We start from the raw sequence: 18,946 nt of genomic DNA, 5'->3' as shown, positions 1-18,946 counted from the left end.
ACGCCGCGTACCACACCGAACCTGCGCGACCGGCTCGCAGCGCCCCAGGCCGACCCGAGGGTGTGAATGAACATCGAGGTCACGGTAGCGGCCTTCGCCAGGGGGCAAGTACGCGGCCACGTCGCACTACGCAGGCCGACGGTGAGCAGCCAAGATGTGACGACCAGCTACAGCGGCAGTGTGACCACTTCACGCACCTCTCCAGGTGTTCCCGACCACGTCCACGCCGACATCGAACAAGCCCGCGTCGACCTCGGCGACACACTCACCGCGCTCACCGGGAAGGTGGATCGCCGTACACGGATCGGCGGTGCCCTGTCCGCCATGAAGAGAAGGACCGCCTCCGGTGTCTCCTACCTCCGCGCACAGGTGCCGCATCGGGCGCCGCGAGCTGTCCGTAACCGGGCCGTGCCGGCAGCAGTAGGCTCCCTCACCCTGGCCGGTGCCGTGGCCGCGGTGCTGCTCGGCCGCCGAGCGGCAAAGGCGCGATCGGCTCGCAGCCGACGGCTCACTCACCTACTGCACCGCTGAGCGCGGCATGTTGGCCCGAGGTGGCACCGGGCACTTCGCCGGCCGTGCCTGCATGGTTGCGCCCATCGCGGGGCACCAGACGGGCGTGCAGCAGACCGATCTCATCCTGGCCCTTGTAGGGGTGTCCGCGCTGCTCGCCGGCATGCTGCCCCGTGTCCTGGAACGCCGGCCGCTGTCGTTGCCGATCGCGTTCCTGGCGTTGGGGCTGATCGTCTTCGCCCTGCCGCTGGGCCTGCCCGATCCGAATCCGCTGCGGTATCCCCAGCTCACCGAACACTTCACCGAAATCTGCGTGATCGTCGCGTTGATGGGCGCGGGGCTGAAAATCGACCGGCCGCTCCGGCGGCACCGGTGGACGTCGACCTGGCGGCTGCTGGCGGTGGCGATGCCGCTGACCATCGCGGCGGTGACGCTGATCGGCTGGTGGTGGGCGGGGCTCGTACCGGCCGCGGCGCTGCTGCTGGGCGCGTCGCTGGCACCCACGGATCCGGTACTGGCCTCGGATGTGCAGGTGGGCGAGCCCACCGACAGGGAGGACTCCGAGGACGAGGTCCGCTTCGCGCTGACCTCGGAGGCCGGGCTCAACGACGGGCTGGCGTTCCCGTTCGTGTCGGCGGCGCTGGCCATGGCCGCCGCCGCGGTCACGCACCAGCCGTGGCTCGGCGAGTGGGTGCTGCGCGACGTGCTCTACAAAGGGGCGGTCGGCGTGCTGGGCGGGCTCCTCGTGGGCAGGCTACTGGGGCGGCTGTTCTTCCGGACCCGGCTGCCGCTGGCCCGACACTCTGAGGGCTTCCTGGCACTGGCGGCCACGTTCCTCGCGTACGGCCTGGTGGAGGTCGTCGGCGGGTACGGCTTCCTGGCGGTGTTCCTCGCCGCCCGGGCGATCCGCGCGGCCGAGCGCACTCACGAGTACGACCAGGTGCTGCACGACTTTGCGGAGCAGACCGAGCGGCTGTTGACCGTACTGTTGTTGCTGCTGTTGGGCGGGGCGGTCGGGTCGGGCCTGTTGGCGCCGCTGACCTGGCCCGCGGCGCTGACTGGCCTGGCGCTGATCCTGGTGATCCGGCCGCTGACCGGCTTCCTGTCGCTGCGTGGGGCGCCGGGCACCGCGGCCGAGCACTGGGTGATCGGCGCATTCGGGATCCGCGGGATCGGCTCCTTCTACTACCTCGCGTGGGCGAGCACTCACGGCCATCTGCCGCACATGGACCTGTTGTGGGCGACCGTGGCATTCGTCGTCGTGGTTTCGGTGGTGCTGCACGGGATCACCGCCACCCCGGTCATGCGCCTGCTCGATCACACGCACCAGCGGACCGGATGTCCCGAGCAGAACCACGCGTGACGACCTCCGTGAGTCAGTGACGTGGTAGACGAGGTTGTACACGGCGTCGCCGTTGCTGAAGGTCCGGGTGGACAGCGTGTCGTTGATTCACGCGATTGGGTCGATTCCCGGACAATAGGCTAGCGACGACTAGGATCGAGGATGGCCGCGACCGATCGGCGACGGTGGAGGCCGGGTGTGGCGATGGACGATCATGCGATGGGTGTGGAGGAGCTGTCGGCGGCCCTGCTCGAACTGGAGGAACAGGTCGTCACGGACTCCGAGGCCGGCTACTCCACCGCGGGCCGCCTCGAACGGCAGGCCGCGGCGCTGGGCGACGAGGGCCTGCTCATGCGCGCCCGGTTGTGCCGGACCACCCTCGCCCTGGTGACCGGCAGGCTCGCCGGAATCGCCTGGCAACTTCAGGACATTCAGGCGTGGGCGCAACGGCACGACGACCGGCTGCTGCAGGCCCGTACCCACCTCATCAGCTCGATGATCGAGCGCATGGCCGGTGACGCGGCCAAGTCCCTCGAGCACGCGCTGAGCGCGGTGGAGCTGCTCGACGACACCGCCACCACCTTCACCCAGATCAAACACCGGACCAAGCTGGCCGACGCGCTGGCACTCATCGGCGCGATGGACGCGGCACGCCTGCGCTACCACCAGGCCGAGGAACTGGCGCAGGCCGCGCAGCAGTGGCAGCGGCTCATCATCCTGCTCAACAACTGGGCCTTCCTCGAGCATGAGACTGGTGACTTCTCCCGCGCCCAGCACGTCGCAGCCCGAATGGTCGAGTACGCCGAGGCCCACGCCGTCGAACTCGACCAGTCGGCCCTGCACACGCTCGCGGACATCCAGGTCGCGAACGGCGAGTACCAGCAGGCCGCGACGACGATGCGTACGTGCATCGCCCAACACGAGGCCGGACATGTCGACCAGGCCGACGATCTGGCCTACTTCCTGCTCACCCTGGCCCGCGCCCAGCGTGGATTGGGCGACACGACTGCGGCCCAGCGCAGCCTGGACGCCTGTCGCGCGCAATGCGACGAGAGCGGGCTACACGGGCCGCTGGTTCAGGTGTACGAGGAGCAGGCCGAGCTGCACGCGGCGCGGGGCGACTACGCGGCGGCGTTCACCGCGCAGAAGGAGTTCGTCGCCGCCCAGGAACGGCTGCACTCGAAGGAACGGGAGGACCAGGCGCAGATCCGGCACGCGATCTTCGAAACCACCGAGGCCCGCGAGGAGGCCAGGCGCTTCCGCGAGCAGGCCCTACGCGACCCCCTGACCGGCCTGCACAACCGTCGTTACGCCGACGAGCACCTCCCCGCCCTCATCGCGGCGGATCCCGCTCTCAGCGTGGCGCTGGTCGACATCGACCACTTCAAGCGGATCAACGACACGCTGTCGCACGACACCGGCGACCTGGTGCTCGTACAGGTCGCGAAGCTGCTGGAAACCGGCCTGGCCGCCGTCACCCCCGACGGTTTCGTCGCCCGCCTCGGCGGCGAGGAGTTCCTTGCCGTGCTGCCGGGGACTCCCGTCGCCGAGGCGGCCGCCAGGCTCGACACCATCCGGCAGGCCATCGCCGACCAGGCCCGCGAGGGGCTCCCCGACGGCTGGTCAGTCACCGTCAGCATCGGCGTTGCAGCAGCCGACGAGACCTCGCCGCCCGCCCAGCCGACGGCCCTGGCCGACGCCGACCGCAACCTGTACGCCGCCAAGCACCAGGGCCGCAACCGGGTGGTCACCGGGACGCCCCGGGATCGCCGCAGCCGCGCCTACCGCGACCGCGAGGTGACGTGACGCTCAAGGGGCAGAGGGGAAATGCGGCTTCCGCGGCGACTCCCTTCACCCGTACACCATGGAACTTCTGGATTCTCCCGGCCTGGCCGGCAAACTGCTCACCAGGCCACCCGAGAAGGCCCGCAGGTTCCGCTTCCACACCCCGGCCGGGACGATCACCACCGCCGCTTCGAGCAGCTGGCCTCGCCGTTCAACCACGTCGCGCTGATGCCCCAGGCGTACTTCATCGAGTTCCTCGCGGCCGAGGTCGCCGCCCAGCCGGATTATCATGATCGTCATGACGATTTTCGACCTGACAATCCCTGGTGGGAGCGACCCGTCCGCGAAGCTCGGGCCGCAGCCCGGTATCACCACCCTGGTCGTCAACGTGGCGTCCAGATGCGGCCTCACCCCGCAGTACAACGGCCTTGAACGCCTGCAGGAGCGCTACGCCGGCCGGGGGTTCACGGTGCTCGGCGTACCGTGCAACCAGTTCGGCGGGCAGGAGCCGGGCACGGCTGAGGAGATCGCCGAGTTCTGCTCGACCACCTACGGGGTCAGCTTCCCGCTCACCGAGAAGATCGAGGTCAACGGCGAGAACCGGCACCCGCTCTACGCCCGGCTGGTAGACGTTGCCGACGCCGAGGGCTACGCCGGCGACATCCGCTGGAACTTCGAGAAGTTCCTGGTCGGCCCGGACGGCACGGTTGTGCGCTTCGGCCCGCGCATCGAGCCCGAGGACGAGTCGCTGGTCACCGCGATCGAGTCGGTCCTACCCGCCTGAGATTCGCTCAGCGGGCGGGTCCGTGAGGCTACCGTCTGTCGCCTTGGTGGCGACGCCGACGCGACCCGTTTCAGGGACGAGCATGTCAGGGCGGACGCCGGGCAGAGCAGATCGCGGCGTACGACAGCTCGTTCTGTCTCGCCGAGCCAGAGCTGGTCGGCGCGCGGTGTGCGCTCGCTCTTGACGCCCTGTAGCCCACGCGGTCCTCTCGGGCTGGGACCGGGGCGAGCGGTCGCTACTCGGGTTCGTCTGAAGAAGCTCAGTCAGGCGGCCTCGCGTGGCGCCGCCACGTCGCGGCCCGCACCCGCACGGACGTCGATGACCTTGTGGGCGCCGTCGTAGGGCACGGCAGTCGCGCCATGCTCTCCTCCATCTCTCACTGGAGGGCTGGAGCCCAGTCATGGCCCGCGGGCGCCCGAGTGCTACCTCCCGAAATCTCAGCTGATGCCGTTCGGCTCGGCTCTCCGATCCCTATTTTTTCGGCTGCGGCGCGTGGTGCCGCGACGCCGGGGGTAGAGATTAGGCATGGAATTGGTCCGCTTGCGGTTCGATCATGGTGCGCCGGCCGCAGTGGCGCGCAGGATCGTTCGCGATGCCCTGCGCCTGTGGAAGGTCGAGGACCTTGCCGACGACGCGATGGTGATCACTACCGAGCTGGTCCAGAACGTCACACAGCACACCTTGAACGGTGGCGAACTCTTCCTCGCCCTACAGCCTGATGTGATTCGCATCGAGGTCGCCGACGCCAACCCTGCCGTCCCGCGTCCGCTCGATCTCGACGCCCACCGATCCGGAGGGCGAGGAATGCGGATCGTCGCGGCGATGGCACAGCGGTGGGGGTCCCGTGCCGCAGTGTGGGCGGGCCACGCCGGTAAGGTCGTCTGGGCCGAGCTCGAAATCAACCCCGGCCGCGCTGCCGACGCCGTTCGGACACCCGTCGCATCCTGATGCGCGTCACCGGCCGTTGGATGTGCCCGGTCAATTGCCGTGACCGTCGAGTGTGACCATCATGGTTCCGCCCCGGACAACCACCCGCTCACCTCCCTGCCTCGGCCGCCTCATCGCCAGCGCTGTCGTGGGACTCTCCTCCCCCGACGGACGGATTGATCCTGGATACGTCAGATGTTGCCCCCTGACGCTTCTCTAGGGAGCGTTGGTATGTCCACCGCTCCTCGGTCGCGTGCGGCGGTGATGGCTCGCTGCGTCTCGTCCGCAGGACGGTGCCACGGCAGGGTCGTGGACAGCGACGCCGCATCGTTCACCGACTCGATGTGACCCCTGCCGTGCCGCCGGCCGTGGACAATCCGTGCGCATGGGTATGTGGAAGGGCATGCGAAACCTGGGTCGGCGGCTGGCCGCGCCGTTTCGGACGCTGCGGGGACGGGACCTGGCCCTGCACGCCGCCGCGGTGACCTTCTACGCCGGGATAGCCGTGGTGCCCGTCGCGCTGCTGGCCGTCTGGATCACCGGGCTTGCGACCGGTCCGGATCGCGTACGCCGCCTGACCGACCAGGCCATCGGCGAGCTGCCGGACGCGATCGGTGCCCCGCACGCCCTGTCCCGGCTGATCGACGCCGGCCTGCAGCTCACCCCGGTTCTCGCTGTGGCGAGCCTGTTGCCCGCCACCCTGTACGGGGAGGGCTTGCGCCGCGCATTCGTGAGCCTGCGGGAGCCCGGCGAGTCGCTGGTGGGCTGGCGCGGCCGCCTGCTCTGGCTGCCCCTGCTGGCCGCGTCACCCGCGCTGCTGCTGGCGCTGTTCATGGCCCTGCCGGTGACCAGCGGCCTCTGGGTCCGCGGCGGCTGGTACGCGGTGGCCGGCGTGATCCTGTCCTTTCTGGCGGCCTGGCTGGTCCTCACCCCCGTGGTGATCTGGGTGTACCGCGGGGTGGCGCCCGGCCGCCCGGAGTGGCTCGCCACGGTGCTGATCGGTTCATTCACCGCCGCGAACCTCTCCGGTTTCCTGCACGGGTTCGTGCTCTTCTGCTCCCTCCCGCTGGACCTGGGGGTTCCGTTCGGCGGCTTCACCGAGATCGGCGGCGTGGTGGCGGTGGGCTTGTGGCTCTACCTGTTCCACGTGATCCTGCTGGCCGGCTTCGCCGCGACCCAATGCGCCAGCGCCTACCAGCGCGCGAGGGCACGCCCTGGACGCGTGCGGACGGGGGCTCAGGCGTCTCGCGGATCCCGTAGCGCGACGTGAAGCGGCCCAGGAAACCCGGGACCCACCAGTGCCAGCAGTACGGCAGCCGAATCGTCGCCGGGACCAGCATCGCGTTCCGGCTGCCCCAACCTCGACGGCGCCTGGCGTCCACTGCGCTACCCCGATCACCGCGGACCCGACGGGGACGGCTGACCACCGGCGCGATGACACCGCTCCCACGTTCAGTTCGCTGGACATCTTGGGCATGCTCGTCCGGTGACGACGATCGGTGGGCGGATCGAGGCAGGTCGTCGGCAGCGGCGGATCCTGGAACCGGTGACAACCGCCAACAGCGTGGTCACCTCCGCCTGGGTGGGAAGCCGTGCTGGAACGCATCGCGGCTGATCTCGAAGTGGACCGGGCGCCCGAAGGATCGCCGAGCTGGCCCCGCACCGTTCTGCACACCGAACGCCTAGCGGTGTTCATCGCGATCGCGCCGTCTTACCGACACCCCACTCCGCGACTGCTGCCACGGTCCCGTCTGTTCGTGGACAGGCTCCGACTGACACACCGCCCGCCCGTGGTGATATGCGCCGCCACCGCCGGCCGGGAAATGCGGCGGATGTCCTTTCCGGAGGGAACCGTCGCCGGGTCGGCTGTCGGATGAATGCGGTGACCCGCCCTTCCCCCTGGCACTCCGGCAGGAACATGCTGAACTCCCACCCCTGTCGGGGCCGGAGGAGCAACGGAGGACACCATGACGGCGCGACGACGAAGAACTCTGGGAATCGCCGCGGTGCTGCCGGTGATAGCCGGAATGACAGCGTCCCCGGCGGTCGCGACGCCGCACGGTGGCGGCCGTACCAGCCTGGTGAGCGTGTCGAGAGACGGCAGCGAGCCCAATCGGGAGAGTTACGGCGGGATGATCAGTACCGACGGCCGGTACATCGCTTTCACCTCGTCGGCGTCGAACCTGGTCCGCGGTGACACCAACGGCGTCTCCGATGTCTTCGTCCGCGACCTGCGCAAGCACACCACCCAGCGGGTCAGCGTGGGTACCGGCGGGCGGCAGGCCGACCAGACCGCCTCGGCGCCGTCAATCAGCGCCGACGGCCGGTACGTCGCCTTCTCCTCGTGGGCGACGGGCCTCGTGCCCGGGGACACCAACGAGCGCGGCGACATCTTCGTCCGCGACCGGCGGGCCGGCACAACCGTCCGGGTGAGCCTCACCGCCACCGGCGGCCAGGCCGCGAACGCCAGCGACAATCCGGCGATCAGCGCCGACGGCCGGTACATCGCCTTCTCCTCCAACGCAGAGAACCTGGTGGCCGGCGACGACAACGGCGAGGTGGACGTGTTCGTGCACGACCGACGGAGGCACCTGACCCAGCGAGTCAGCGTCTCCAGCACCGGCACCGCCCCCGCCGGAGCCAGCACCTACCCGGTGATCAGCGCGAACGGCCGCTACGTCGCCTTCATGTCGCAGGCGCCGAACGTGGTGGCGGACGGCAGCACGGCCGGCGGCGTGTTCCTGCGGGACCTGCGGCGATCCACCACCGTACGGGTGAGCCGCACCGACGCCGGTGCCCCGGTCACCGACGCCGGACCACCCGCCATGAGCGGCGACGGCCGGTACGTCACGTTCTCCAGCTTCACCGACGACGTAGCGCCAGGGGACCACAACGGCCTGCAGGACGTCGTCGTCCGCGACCTGCGGACCAGCCGCACCAAACTGATCAGCGTGTCCAGCGCCGGCGTACAGGGCGACGAACCCAGTGCCGGCGCGGCGATCAGCCCCGACGGCCGCTACGTGACGTTCCTGTCGTGGGCCACGAATCTCGTGCCCGGCGACCGCAACGGCTATGGCGACATCTTCCTGCACGACCGCAGGACCGGCACCACCGAGCGCGTCAGCGTCCTGACCTCGGGCGCCGAGGCCAACAGCGCGAGCGACGGTGCCACGGTCAGCGCGGGAGGCCGTACCGTGGCGATGACGTCGTACGCGTCAAACCTCGCGCCGGGCGACACCGACCACGCAGCCGACGTCTTCGTCTGGTCCCGCCGATGACGAGTAGGCCGCGTCCCGCGGTACGCCGCCCGAAAAGCCGCTTGTCATGACATGTCCCGAGCTGGAAACCTACCTGCAACCACGTCCCTGAACTGCGTGAACTCCGCGCGGCGCGGGGTGGGGGCAGGGCCGTGTCAGCCGGTGATGCTGATGTCGTCGACGTAGCCGCGGTACCCGCCGCTGCCACCCGGGCGGTCGAACCCGATGTCGATGCGGCTGATCCGCCTTCCCTCCAGTGCGCCGAGCCTGGCGGTCACGTGGTTCCACCGGCCGGACGTCAGCCGTCCGCACTGGTACTGCGGATGCAGGCGCCCGCCGCCCTGGTCGATGACCGCACTGTTGCGCAACGCGGTGCCGTCGGTGAGGACGGCGTCGACGGCCACGCAGGTGCTGTTGTCTCCCGAGACCGGCGGCGCCTGGGCTGGCCCTTGTGGATAGATCCAGTAGGAGAGCACGGTGTCGGGTCCGATGGTCAGCGGGGTGCTCAGGTCGAACAGCTTCAGGTACGCGTAGGCGGTCGCGGCTCCGGTGGCGTTTCCGGAGTACATCAGCGCGGTCGTACCGCCATGGACGCTCTCGGCGCGCATGCTCGCCTCCGGTCCGGTGAGCCCGTACCCGGGAAGCGGGTTGACGTTGGCGATGCCGCCGGACGAGGCCCCGCCGTCGGTGTCGACCGCGTCCGCCCAGTCGGGCAGCCGCTGGCCGGTTTCCAGGCCGGTCGCGGTGAACGGCGCCACCGGGAATTCGCGCAGACGGGCGGTGGCGAGCGCCACGACGGTGTCCCCGCCACCGTAGTTCATCCACCATTGTCCATTGTGGAACATGATGGTGTTCATGAAGATGGTGCGGGGTGTCAGGCCGTCCTGCTCGTATGGCGCGGCGGGGCTGAGGACGGCGTCGGTCAGCTGCCCTGTCGACTGGGTCGGGTCGGTGCGGGACATGGCGATCTCGCTGACCGCGTAGTACCAGCGACCGTGCGACATCAGGCCGCCCCCGAGGAAGAGGACGATGTTGTGGTTGACCGGCCCGCCCTGGATGCTCTGGTAGTCGGTGACCGCGACGCAGATCTCGACCGGCGCGTAGTTGCCGGGCAGGTGCAGGTCGATGGGGGTGAAGCCGGTCCAGTGCACCATGTCCGTCGAGTAGGCGACGCCGGTACCGCATCCGGCTCCGCCGCAGCCGCTGGAGGCACGGCCGCCGTAGTACATGACGTAGCGGCCGTTGACGAGCAGCGGGTGGTCCGACGGGTCGGTGATCACCGCCGCGTTCTTGTTGTTCCGGACGACCGGGCCGAGTTGGGTCCAGTGCACCAGATCGGTTGAGGTCGCCTCGTTCAGGTCGAACCCGCCGTCGCGGACCGCGGTGAAGAACGTGTAGTACGTGCCATTCAGCTCGTAGAGCCGGGGGTCCTCGATCGCGGAGGTCTCGTTCGGCAGGCTGTTGGTGATGACCGGGTTGCCGGCGTACCGGTGGTAGGTGTGCCCGTCGGTGCTGGTGGCGTAGCCGATCTGCGAGGTGTTGCCGTGCTGTCCCCGGTAAAGCATCCGGTAGACGCCGCCGCGTACCAGGACGCCGGGATTGTAGGTCTCGTCGGCTTCGAAGCCGTCGCCCTGAGCGGTGAGGATCGGATTCGCGTCGTACCGGGTGAAGGGGCCGATCGCCCAGTCCGGCAGGTTGGCACCGGTGTAATCGGCGGCGGACGGGGCGGGCGAGGTGGCGACGGCGCAGACGGTTGCCGCGGCGGTCAACAGCGCAGAAAGGAGCAGTCTGCCCGGGCGGGAGGTCATCGAGGCACTCCTTGGCGAGGCGGGAATGACAACGTTGTCAATGAGGAGAGCTTCGACGTTCGTCGATTGATTGTCAAACCCGGATTCCTGGCACGGCCGCGACTCCGACGGCCACCGTCTAGGCCTCCGTCGGCAGCCTGGCGTTTGGTCTGAGGTATCCGGATCGCCAGGCCTGCAGTGAAGTGCTTCGATGGGATGAGCTGGGGGGCATACGTCAGACATTCGCCCGCACACCCGGTATGGATCTCTCAGGTTTGCCCGGCCCCGACCGACCGGAACCCCTGTACCGCGTTCTCCGAGCGTGGCACCGGCCAGGCAAGTCGTGTCGGCGAGAGCCGGTGATGGGAGCGAAGCGTCATGTCAGTGGCAACGCCGACTGGGTCGTTTCGGGCAGACCGGCCCCTGGCGGGCTGGCTGTACGACGGCGATCTGACCCGGGTCACCAGGGTGCGGACGGCGGATGGCGGCACGGTCGTCCGCAAGGAGATGCTCGGGGAGAACGCGGCGGCACGGGCAAGCCACGAGCAGGCGATCCTGGTCCGGCTGGCCGGAGTCGACGCGGTAAGCCAGCTCGCGGGCGACCACGCGCGCGCCGACCGGCACGGGCTGACCCTCGTCGACGTCGCCGGCCGGGCGCTGGCGGAGCTGCCGCCGTCCGAGCGTCCGGACATCGCCGGCCTGCCTGCGTTCGCGCTGGCGCTCGCGCGCATCATCGGCCCGGTGCATCGGGCCGCGGTCGTGCACCGCGACATCAACCCGGCCAACATCCTGCTGCGCCACGACGGCCAACCGGTCCTGATCGACTTCGACTTGGCCACCACGTTCGCCGAGGTCCGCCCCGCGTTCACCCACCACACCGAGATCCTGGGCCGGCTGCCGTACCTGGCGCCGGAACAGACCGGGCGTACGGGGCTGCCTGTCGACTCCCGCGCCGACCTGTACGGACTCGGCGCGACCCTGTACGAGCTGGCCACCGGGCACGCCCCGTTCGGCGACGGTGACGGCGACCCGCTTCAGCTGGTGCGCGACATCCTCACCCGAACCCCGCGGCCGCTGGAAGAACTCGTACCGGGCGTATCTCGGGGCCTGTCCGACATCGTGGCCCGGCTGCTGGAGAAGGAACCGGCCCGGCGCTACCAGAGCGCCGAGGGGCTGGTCCACGACCTGACCCGCCTGGTCGCCGCGCCGCACGCGCCCCTGCGGCTTGGCGAACGGGACTTCCCGAGCCGCTTGTCACCGCCCTCGACGGTGGTCGGGCGCGACACCGAGAGCGCCGCGCTGCGGTCCGCGTTCGACAAGGCGGTTCACGGCCGCCCGACGGGGCTACTCGTCACCGGCGCGCCCGGGGCGGGCAAGTCCGCCCTGATCTCCCAGCTGCGCCCCATGGTCACCGCCGCCGGGGGCTGGTTCGTCACCGGCAAGGCCGACCAGTACCGCCACGACGCCGCCTCCGGGGTGGCCGTTCAGGCGCTGCACGGCATCGGCCGGCTGCTGCTGGCCGAGCCGGAGGACGAGCTGGCGCAGCACCGGACCCGGATTCTCACGGCGCTCGGCCCCAACGCCGGCCTGATCGCCGCGGCCTCGCCGGAGCTCGCCACACTGCTCGGCAACCACGAGATCGGGGTGGACGACCCGATGGAGCTGCAGGCGCGACTGCGGCAGGCCGCACTCGACCTGCTGCGCGCGATCGCGTCGCCGCAGCGGCCGCTCGTCCTCGTCCTGGACGACCTGCAGTGGGCCAGCCCGTCCGCGCTCGGCATCGTCGACGCCATCCAGACCGACAGTCACCTTCGCGGGCTGCTGTTGGTCTGCGCGTACCGGGACCGGGAGGTCGACGCGGCGCACCCGCTCACCGCGTTGTTCGACCGGTGGCAGCGACTGGGAGTGGCGCCCGTAAGACTGCACCTGGACAACCTCGGCCAGGGCGATCTGGGCGCCTTGGTCGGGCAGATGCTGCGCCTGTCCGCCGAACCCGCGGCCGAGCTCGCCGGCGTGCTGCGCGAGCGCACCGGCGGTAACCCGTTCGACACCGTCGAGCTGATCAACGCGCTGCGCGGCGACGGCACGCTGGAACTGGGTGAATCGGGCTGGCGCTGGGACTGCTCGGCGATCCGCCGCTACATCGGATCGGGCAACGTCGTCGACCTGCTCACCGAGCGCATCGGCCGGCTGGCCGAATCCGACCGCGAACTGCTGCGGGTGATGGCCTGTCTCGGCGGCACGGTGCGGCTCGACCTGCTCGCCCGCGCCGGCGGGCACCGTCCGGAGACCACTCGCGAGCGCCTGGCTGCCGCGCTGGAGGACGCGCTGCTGGTCATGGACGACGACGCCGGCGGCGGCACGCCCACCCTGCGTTTCCGGCACGACCGGGTGCAGGAGGCGGCCCGCCACGACCTGGACCCGACGGCCCGGCCCGCCACCCACCTGGCGATCGCCCGCCGCCTGGCCGGGGATGGTGCCTTCCGCGCTGAGGCCGCCGAGCAGTACCTTGCGGCCGGGCCGCTGCTGCGCGAGGTCGCACCAGCGGAGCGGCGCACGGTGGCGGAGCTGTTCGGCACGGCCGCCGCGGCGGCGCGGTTGATCAGCAACCACACGACCACCGAGCAGTACCTCACCTCGGCGCTCGGGCTCTGGGCGACCCTCGACGCGGCCGACGACGGCCCCCTGCCGATCGCGTGGGAGACGCAGCGGCACGGCGCCCTCTACAGCCTCGGCCGGCTGGACGAGGCAGATGAGGCGTACGGATCGCTGGAGCGCCGCGCGCCCGACCCGCTGGCGTTGGTGGACGCGGCCTGTAACCAGATCTCGAGCCTGAGTAACCGGTACCGCCATGCCGACGCGGTCAGCCTCGGCTTCGCCCTACTGAACCGGCTCGGCTACGCCCCTCCGGGCGAGGGTGCCGGGGCCGAGTTGCGGCGCCGCTTGAAAGCGATGTACCGGTGGATCGAGACCGCCTCGGTGACCGAGGACCTGGCCCGTCCGGAGCCGACCGACCCGCGGGCCCTCGCAGCGGCACGCGTGCTGCAGCGGCTCGCTCCGGTGGCGTTGTTCTCGGCCGACCCGATGGGCCTACCGTGGGTGGTCACCGAGGCGCACCGCTTGTGGACGGAGCACGGCGCCTGCGCCGCGCTCGTTCCCACCATCGCCAGTGCCGGCTTCGCCACCATCCAGGTCGGCGGGGAGCACAGTGTCGGCGAACGCCTCGTCCGGCACGCCCTCGCCGTGGGCGTCGCGCGTGGCTACGAGACCGAGACCGCACAGGCCCGGTACGTGAACGCCGTCGGCACCCTGCACTGGTTCCAGCCGCTCGAGGACGAGGTGCACCAGGCCCGCCTGGCGCGCGAGGGCCTGCTGCGCGGCGGTGACCTGCATTCGGTCTGCATGGCCTACTGGCCGTCGCTGTTCGCGCTGGTCGACACCGGACCGACCCTCGACGACCTCGACGCCGAGGTGGACGCAGCCCTGGCCTTCGCGGCCCGCACCGGCAACGACAACGCCGCCGCCATCCAGATCATCTACCGGCAGTTCGCGCACGCCATGCGCGGCAGGACCAGCACACCGGGCGGGTTCAGTGACGACACCTTCGACGAGCAGCGGCACCTGGAGGTAAACAAGCGGGTCGCGCTGCACTACTTCATGTACCGGGCGCTGTCCGCGGTCATCTTCGACGACACCGACGTAGCCCGTTACACCGACCAGGCTGCCCGTCTGGCCCCGATGCTGCGGGCCTGCTATACGTACGCCCTGACGCAACTGCTGCAGGCGCTGGCGCTGGCGCGGCGGGTACGCGACGCCGAGCCCGACGCGCGGCCCGCGCTCCTGGCGGCCCTCGACGACTGCCGGGACTTCCTGGCCGAACGCGCCGACGATGCGCCCGAGAACTTCCGTCACCTGCTGCGCCTGGTCGAGGCCGAACGGGCCTGGGCGGTCGACGACTTCCGCGCCGCCGCCACCGCGTTCGACGCCGCCCTGGGCGACGTCGAGACGCGTCAGCGGCCGTGGCACAAGGCGCTGATCGCCGAGCGGGCCGGCTTGTTCCACCTGAGACACGGGTTGTCACGCACCGGCCGCGGCCTGCTCGCCGAGGCTCGCGAGCACTACCTCGACTGGGGCGCGGCGGGCAAGGTCCGCCAGCTCGACCACGCCCACCCCGACCTGCCCACCACGGCCGCCGCGCCGGCGCGGCAGGCGTTCAGCACCAGCGTCCGTGTCGACGACATCGACCTGCTGGCCGTCCTGCGGGCGTCGCAGGCGCTCAGCTCGGAAACCGACCTCGACCGGCTGCAGGCCAGCGTCGTGGATCAGGTGGGCGCCCTCGCCGGGGCCACCGCCGTCCGGCTCGCCCTGTTCGACACCGACGCGGGCGGCTGGATGCTGCCCAACCCGGACCGGCCAGGCGACACCCCGGTGCCCGTCTCCGCGCCGGGAACCGAACGGCTCGTGCCGGTACGGGCACTGCACTACGTCGAACGCACCCGCGAGCCGCTCCTGGTCACCGATACCGCCGGCGACGACCGGTTCGCCAGCGACCCGTACCTGGCGAATGCACCGCGCGGTTCACTGCTCGTTGTCCCGGTGCTGCAGCAAGGTGCGCTGCGGGCGGGGCTGGTGCTGGAGAACCGGCTCAGCGTCGACGCCTTCACCACCGACCGGCTCGGCGCCGTCACGCTGCTCGCCGGACAGCTTGCCGTGTCCCTCGACAACGCCCAGCTGTACCGGCGCCTGGAGACCAAGGTCGCCGAGCGCACCAGCGCCCTGCAGGCCGCCAACGAGCAGCTCGCCGCGCTCAGCCTGACCGACCCGCTGACCGGGCTGGCCAACCGCCGCCGCTTCGACGACGCCCTCGACGACACCTGGACGCAAGCCCGCGATACCGGTACGGCCGTTACGCTCGCCATGATCGACATCGATCACTTCAAGCGGTACAACGACTGCTACGGCCACCAGGGGGGCGACGAGTGTCTGCGCCGGGTCGCCGCCGAGCTCGCCGGCACCGTCCGTCAGGGCACCGACATCGTCTGCCGGTACGGCGGCGAAGAGTTCGCCATCGTCTTCACCGGCGCGGACCACGACCGGGCCGCCGCGGTCGCCGAACGGGCGCGCGCCGCCGTGGAAGCCCTCGCGCTACCGCACGAGCGCACCGAAGCCCGCATCGTCACGCTCAGCATCGGCGTCGCTACGCACGTACCGGCTGGCGGCGGGTCCGCGCACGACCTCGTCGAGGCCGCGGACGCGGCGCTCTACCGCGCCAAGGAACAGGGCCGCAACCGGCTGTGCATGGCGAACCTGGCCACGCAGTGACCACCAGCGATGACATCAGCTGGTCCTCGATCGCTTGGACGACGCCGGACTGCACCGAACACCGCCCACCGAGACCTCCCCGGTCACTGACCCGTGTGCTCGACGGCTGTGTCGAAGTGGGACTTGAACCCCCACACTCGACCAGCCGTGGCCGCACGCCGACCTCGCCGGCGTCGTTATCGTCCTGGTGGGCGCAGCTCTGCCGAGCTACCGACCACACACATCAGTGAGGTGACCGTCGTGACCGTAGGCCGCTTGCACCACCTGATCTTCGACTGCCCCGACCCTGTGGCGTCCGCTCGATTCTGGAGCACGATCCTCGGTCAGCCCATCACCCACAACGAACACGACTTCGTCGTCGTCTCGGCCGACACCCGCACCTCCGGGATCGCCTTCCAACGCGCCCCCCAGCACCGCCCACCCACATGGCCCGACCCGGCCGTCCCACAGCAGATGCACCTCGACGTGATGGTCGACGACCTCCGTGCCGCCGCCGAGGCCGTCCTCACGCTCGGCGCCACCAGCCTGCCCGGCGAATACGTCTTCGCCGACCCCGCCGGCCACCCGTTCTGCCTCATCCCACGACCCGGCTGGGCACCCCCGGTGAGCGACCAATAGATCACCTGCCAGGAGGCGCCGGTCGCCGCTCGGGCTTGGTGACCACGAGGCGATGGATGTCGCCAGGCTTCACCGGCAGGAGCCGGCCCCAGTGCAGGCTGGGATGGGTCAGGCCGTCGGGATGTCGCGGCGGCGCAGTCCCACCAGACCCGCCGCGCCGAGGGCGACCGCGACCACGATCAACCACACCACCGGCGTCGCGGCGAACGCGCTGCCGGGCAGCTTCGGCACGTGCGCGAACGGGCTGAGGTCCACAACCCATTGACTGAGCCCGAACAGTGCGCCGAGCTCGAAGAGCAGGGCCGAGACGATGAGCCCAGCCCAGGCCACGGTGCCGAGCCTCGGGGCCAGGCCGATCAGGGCCACGCCGAGTCCGGCGAGGACCCAGGTGGCGGGCAGCTGCACCAGCGCGGCCCCGAGCACCCGGCCGAACTGGCCGCCGATGTCGTGGACCTGCGCGCCGTACGCGAGTCCACCGGTGACACCCGCGGCGGCCAGCAGCAGCGCCGTGCCGAGCAGCGCGAACACCAGGTGGCTGGCCGCCCAGCCCAGCCGCCCGACCGGCGTGGCCAGCAGCACCTCGGCGTGCCCGCCGGTTTCCTCCTGGCGCAGCCGCAATGTCGCCTGGATCGTGTAGGCGGCGGCGGTCATACCGATGATGCCGAAGATCGCGGCGAGGAACGCATCGGTCAGACCGGCGCTGCCACCCATGCGGGTCAGGATGTCGGTGAGCTGCTGGTTCGGCGACTTGAGATCGGCGACGCCGGCCGCGGCGCCGCCCATGACCGCCCCGGTCAGCAGGAGCGCGACGAGCCAGCCCAGGAGCAGACCCCGGTGCAGCCGCCAGGCCAGCGCGAGCGGGCTGCGCAGCGACGGGGCCGCTTCGGCCGGGCCCAGCCGCTCCGGCAGCAGCCCAGCGCCCATGTCGCGGCGGGCCACCAGCGCGTAGCCCGCAGCCGCGAAGAGCACCATGAAGCCGACGAACAGGCCGGCCACCGACCACCGTTCGTCCGCGTAGGGCCGCAGGTGCAGCGCCCAGCCCAGCGGGGACAGCCAGGTCAGCCAGGTCGGGCCGGTGTCGCCGACGGCCCGCAGCAGATAGGCACCGGCCAGCACGGCGCTGGCGATCCCGCTGGCCGCGCGGCCGCTGCGGGTGAGTTGTGCGGTGGTGGCCGCGACCGCGGCGAACAGGATCCCGACCAGTGCGGTCGCGAGGCCGAACGCCACCGAGCCGGCCACCGGTAGTCCGGTCGCCATCAGGCCGAGCGCGGCCAGCGCCGCGATGGCGAGGTTCGCGATCCCGGCGACGATCAGCGCGGCAGTCAGCGGGGCGCGGCGTCCGACAACGGTGGCGCCGATCAGTTCCAGGCGTCCGGTCTCCTCTTCGGTACGGGTGTGCCGCACGACGGTGAGCAGGCTCATCAGGGCCACGAGGATGAACTCGGTGGCGCCGATCTTCCAGGTGGTGAGGGCGCCGATCGACTTGGCGAACAGGGGGCCGCTCAAGGCGACCAGCGACGGGTTGGCGAGGACACCGGAAACCGCGTCGAGGTCCGCCTGGGTGGGGTAGAGCTTGACGTAGTTCGCCGCGGTCCCCATCGGCATGACGGCGAGCCCGACGATCCACACGGTCAGTCGTACCCGGTCGAGCCGCAGCGCCAGGCGGACGAGGGCGCGGGTGCCGGTCACGCTTTTCACCGGGCCACCTCCGTCTGCACGGTGTCGGCGGCGCGGTCGTAGTGGCGCAGGAACAGCTCTTCCAGCGTCGGTGGCTGGCTGGTGAGGCTGCGCACGCCGACCGAGGTGAGTTCGCGCAGCACCGTGTCGAGTGCGGCGGTGTCGACGTCGAAGCGCACCGTACCGTTGTGGGTCTGCAGGTCGTGCACGCCGGGCAGCGCCGCCAGGCCGGCCGCCGGACCGGCGAGGCTGGCCTGGATCGAGGTGCGAGTCAAATGCCGCAGCTGGGCGAGCGTGCCGGTCTCCACGGCCCGCCCCTCGCGGATGATGGTGACCCGGTCACACAGCGCCTCCACCTCGGCGAGGATGTGGCTGGACAGCAGCACGGTACGGCCGTCGCGCTGCTGATCCTCGCGGATCACCTCGCGGAAGACCTCCTCCATGAGCGGGTCGAGGCCCGAGGTCGGTTCGTCGAGGATCAGCAGCTCCACGTCGGAGGCGAGGGCGGCGATCAACGCCACCTTCTGCCGGTTGCCCTTGGAGTACGCCCGGCCCTTCTTGCGCGGGTCGAGGTCGAAACGCTCGAGCAGCTCGGCGCGGCGCTGCTGGTTGAGCCCGCCGCGCAGCCGGCCGAGCAGGTCGATGACCTCACCGCCGGACAGATTCGGCCACAGGGTCACGTCGCCGGGCACGTACGCCAGCCGGCGGTGCAGTGTGGCCGTGTCGCGCCACGGGTCGCCGCCGAGCAGCCGGGCGGAGCCGCCGTCGGCCCGCAGCAGCCCGAGCAGGATCCGGATGGTGGTGGACTTGCCCGCGCCGTTGGGCCCGAGGAAGGCGTGGACCTCCCCGGTCTGCACGCTCAGGTCGAGCCCGTCGAGCGCGCGGGTGCGCCCGAACGTCTTGACCAATGCGTCTGTGCGGATCGCCTCGGACATCG

General features: G+C 70.8%; 13 protein-coding genes. 9 read left to right on the top strand and 4 right to left on the bottom strand.

What is annotated here, in order from left to right; genetic code table 11:
- Nucleotides 1-66 precede the first annotated feature (66 nt).
- From ACMCNO_RS13930 to ACMCNO_RS13920, 3 genes are all read left to right on the top strand, one after another.
- A complete protein-coding gene (locus ACMCNO_RS13930) occupies nucleotides 67-531 on the top strand; it encodes a hypothetical protein (RefSeq protein ID WP_412749840.1) in 465 nt (154 codons plus the stop codon).
- Nucleotides 532-583: 52 nt separating this feature from the next.
- On the top strand, nucleotides 584-1,873 hold the full coding sequence (locus ACMCNO_RS13925) for a cation:proton antiporter (protein WP_412749839.1): 1,290 nt from the start codon (nucleotides 584-586) through the stop codon (nucleotides 1,871-1,873).
- A 183-nt stretch (nucleotides 1,874-2,056) separates the two neighbouring features.
- Nucleotides 2,057-3,658: a diguanylate cyclase gene (locus ACMCNO_RS13920; protein ID WP_412749838.1), complete on the top strand. Its 1,602-nt coding sequence runs from the start codon at nucleotides 2,057-2,059 to the stop codon at nucleotides 3,656-3,658.
- Nucleotides 3,659-3,703: 45 nt separating this feature from the next.
- On the opposite strand, the gene ACMCNO_RS13915 is transcribed toward ACMCNO_RS13920, so the two are convergent.
- Nucleotides 3,704-3,928 (bottom strand): hypothetical protein, encoded by a 225-nt coding sequence (locus tag ACMCNO_RS13915; protein WP_412749837.1) that lies wholly within the window; start codon nucleotides 3,926-3,928, stop codon nucleotides 3,704-3,706.
- A 7-nt stretch (nucleotides 3,929-3,935) separates the two neighbouring features.
- Between ACMCNO_RS13915 and ACMCNO_RS13910 the strand changes: the two genes are divergently transcribed.
- The 4 genes from ACMCNO_RS13910 to ACMCNO_RS13895 all read left to right on the top strand — a co-directional run bounded on the left by ACMCNO_RS13910 (nucleotide 3,936) and on the right by ACMCNO_RS13895 (nucleotide 8,626).
- Nucleotides 3,936-4,421, top strand: a complete 486-nt coding sequence (locus ACMCNO_RS13910) for a glutathione peroxidase (protein ID WP_412749836.1) — start codon at nucleotides 3,936-3,938, stop codon at nucleotides 4,419-4,421.
- Between the two features lie 525 nt (nucleotides 4,422-4,946).
- Complete coding sequence (locus ACMCNO_RS13905; RefSeq protein ID WP_412749835.1) at nucleotides 4,947-5,369, top strand: ATP-binding protein; 423 nt, start codon at nucleotides 4,947-4,949, stop codon at nucleotides 5,367-5,369.
- A 370-nt stretch (nucleotides 5,370-5,739) separates the two neighbouring features.
- Nucleotides 5,740-6,618 carry a YhjD/YihY/BrkB family envelope integrity protein gene (locus ACMCNO_RS13900; RefSeq protein WP_412753695.1) on the top strand — a complete coding sequence of 293 codons (879 nt, stop codon included), beginning with the start codon at nucleotides 5,740-5,742 and terminating at the stop codon, nucleotides 6,616-6,618.
- A gap of 862 nt (nucleotides 6,619-7,480) precedes the next feature.
- On the top strand, nucleotides 7,481-8,626 hold the full coding sequence (locus tag ACMCNO_RS13895) for a TolB family protein (RefSeq protein WP_412749834.1): 1,146 nt from the start codon (nucleotides 7,481-7,483) through the stop codon (nucleotides 8,624-8,626).
- Nucleotides 8,627-8,760: 134 nt separating this feature from the next.
- Here ACMCNO_RS13895 and ACMCNO_RS13890 read toward each other — a convergent pair whose 3' ends face one another.
- A complete protein-coding gene (locus tag ACMCNO_RS13890) occupies nucleotides 8,761-10,413 on the bottom strand; it encodes a hypothetical protein (RefSeq protein WP_412749833.1) in 1,653 nt (550 codons plus the stop codon).
- A 363-nt stretch (nucleotides 10,414-10,776) separates the two neighbouring features.
- On the opposite strand from ACMCNO_RS13890, the gene ACMCNO_RS13885 reads away from it, so the two are divergent.
- Together ACMCNO_RS13885 and ACMCNO_RS13880 are read left to right on the top strand one after the other, a co-directional pair.
- The gene (locus ACMCNO_RS13885) at nucleotides 10,777-15,714 is read left to right on the top strand and encodes a diguanylate cyclase domain-containing protein (RefSeq protein WP_412749832.1); all 4,938 of its coding nucleotides are present in this window, start codon (nucleotides 10,777-10,779) and stop codon (nucleotides 15,712-15,714) included.
- A 240-nt stretch (nucleotides 15,715-15,954) separates the two neighbouring features.
- Entirely contained in the window at nucleotides 15,955-16,332 is a 378-nt protein-coding gene (locus ACMCNO_RS13880; protein ID WP_412749831.1) for a VOC family protein, read from the top strand.
- A 108-nt stretch (nucleotides 16,333-16,440) separates the two neighbouring features.
- On the opposite strand, the gene ACMCNO_RS13875 is transcribed toward ACMCNO_RS13880, so the two are convergent.
- Both ACMCNO_RS13875 and ACMCNO_RS13870 read right to left on the bottom strand, forming a co-directional pair.
- Nucleotides 16,441-18,030 carry an ABC transporter permease gene (locus ACMCNO_RS13875; protein ID WP_412749830.1) on the bottom strand — a complete coding sequence of 530 codons (1,590 nt, stop codon included), beginning with the start codon at nucleotides 18,028-18,030 and terminating at the stop codon, nucleotides 16,441-16,443.
- Nucleotides 18,027-18,944: an ATP-binding cassette domain-containing protein gene (locus tag ACMCNO_RS13870; protein ID WP_412749829.1), complete on the bottom strand. Its 918-nt coding sequence runs from the start codon at nucleotides 18,942-18,944 to the stop codon at nucleotides 18,027-18,029. The genes ACMCNO_RS13875 and ACMCNO_RS13870 overlap by 4 nt, the downstream gene beginning before the upstream one ends.
- Between the last annotated feature and the right edge of the window lie 2 nt (nucleotides 18,945-18,946).

This window comes from Krasilnikovia sp. M28-CT-15, assembly GCF_047159595.1.
In the GTDB taxonomy this organism is placed as follows: domain Bacteria; phylum Actinomycetota; class Actinomycetes; order Mycobacteriales; family Micromonosporaceae; genus Actinoplanes.
The sequence above is the reverse complement of the archived record's forward strand: the minus strand, read 5'-3'. Positions and strand labels throughout refer to the sequence as shown.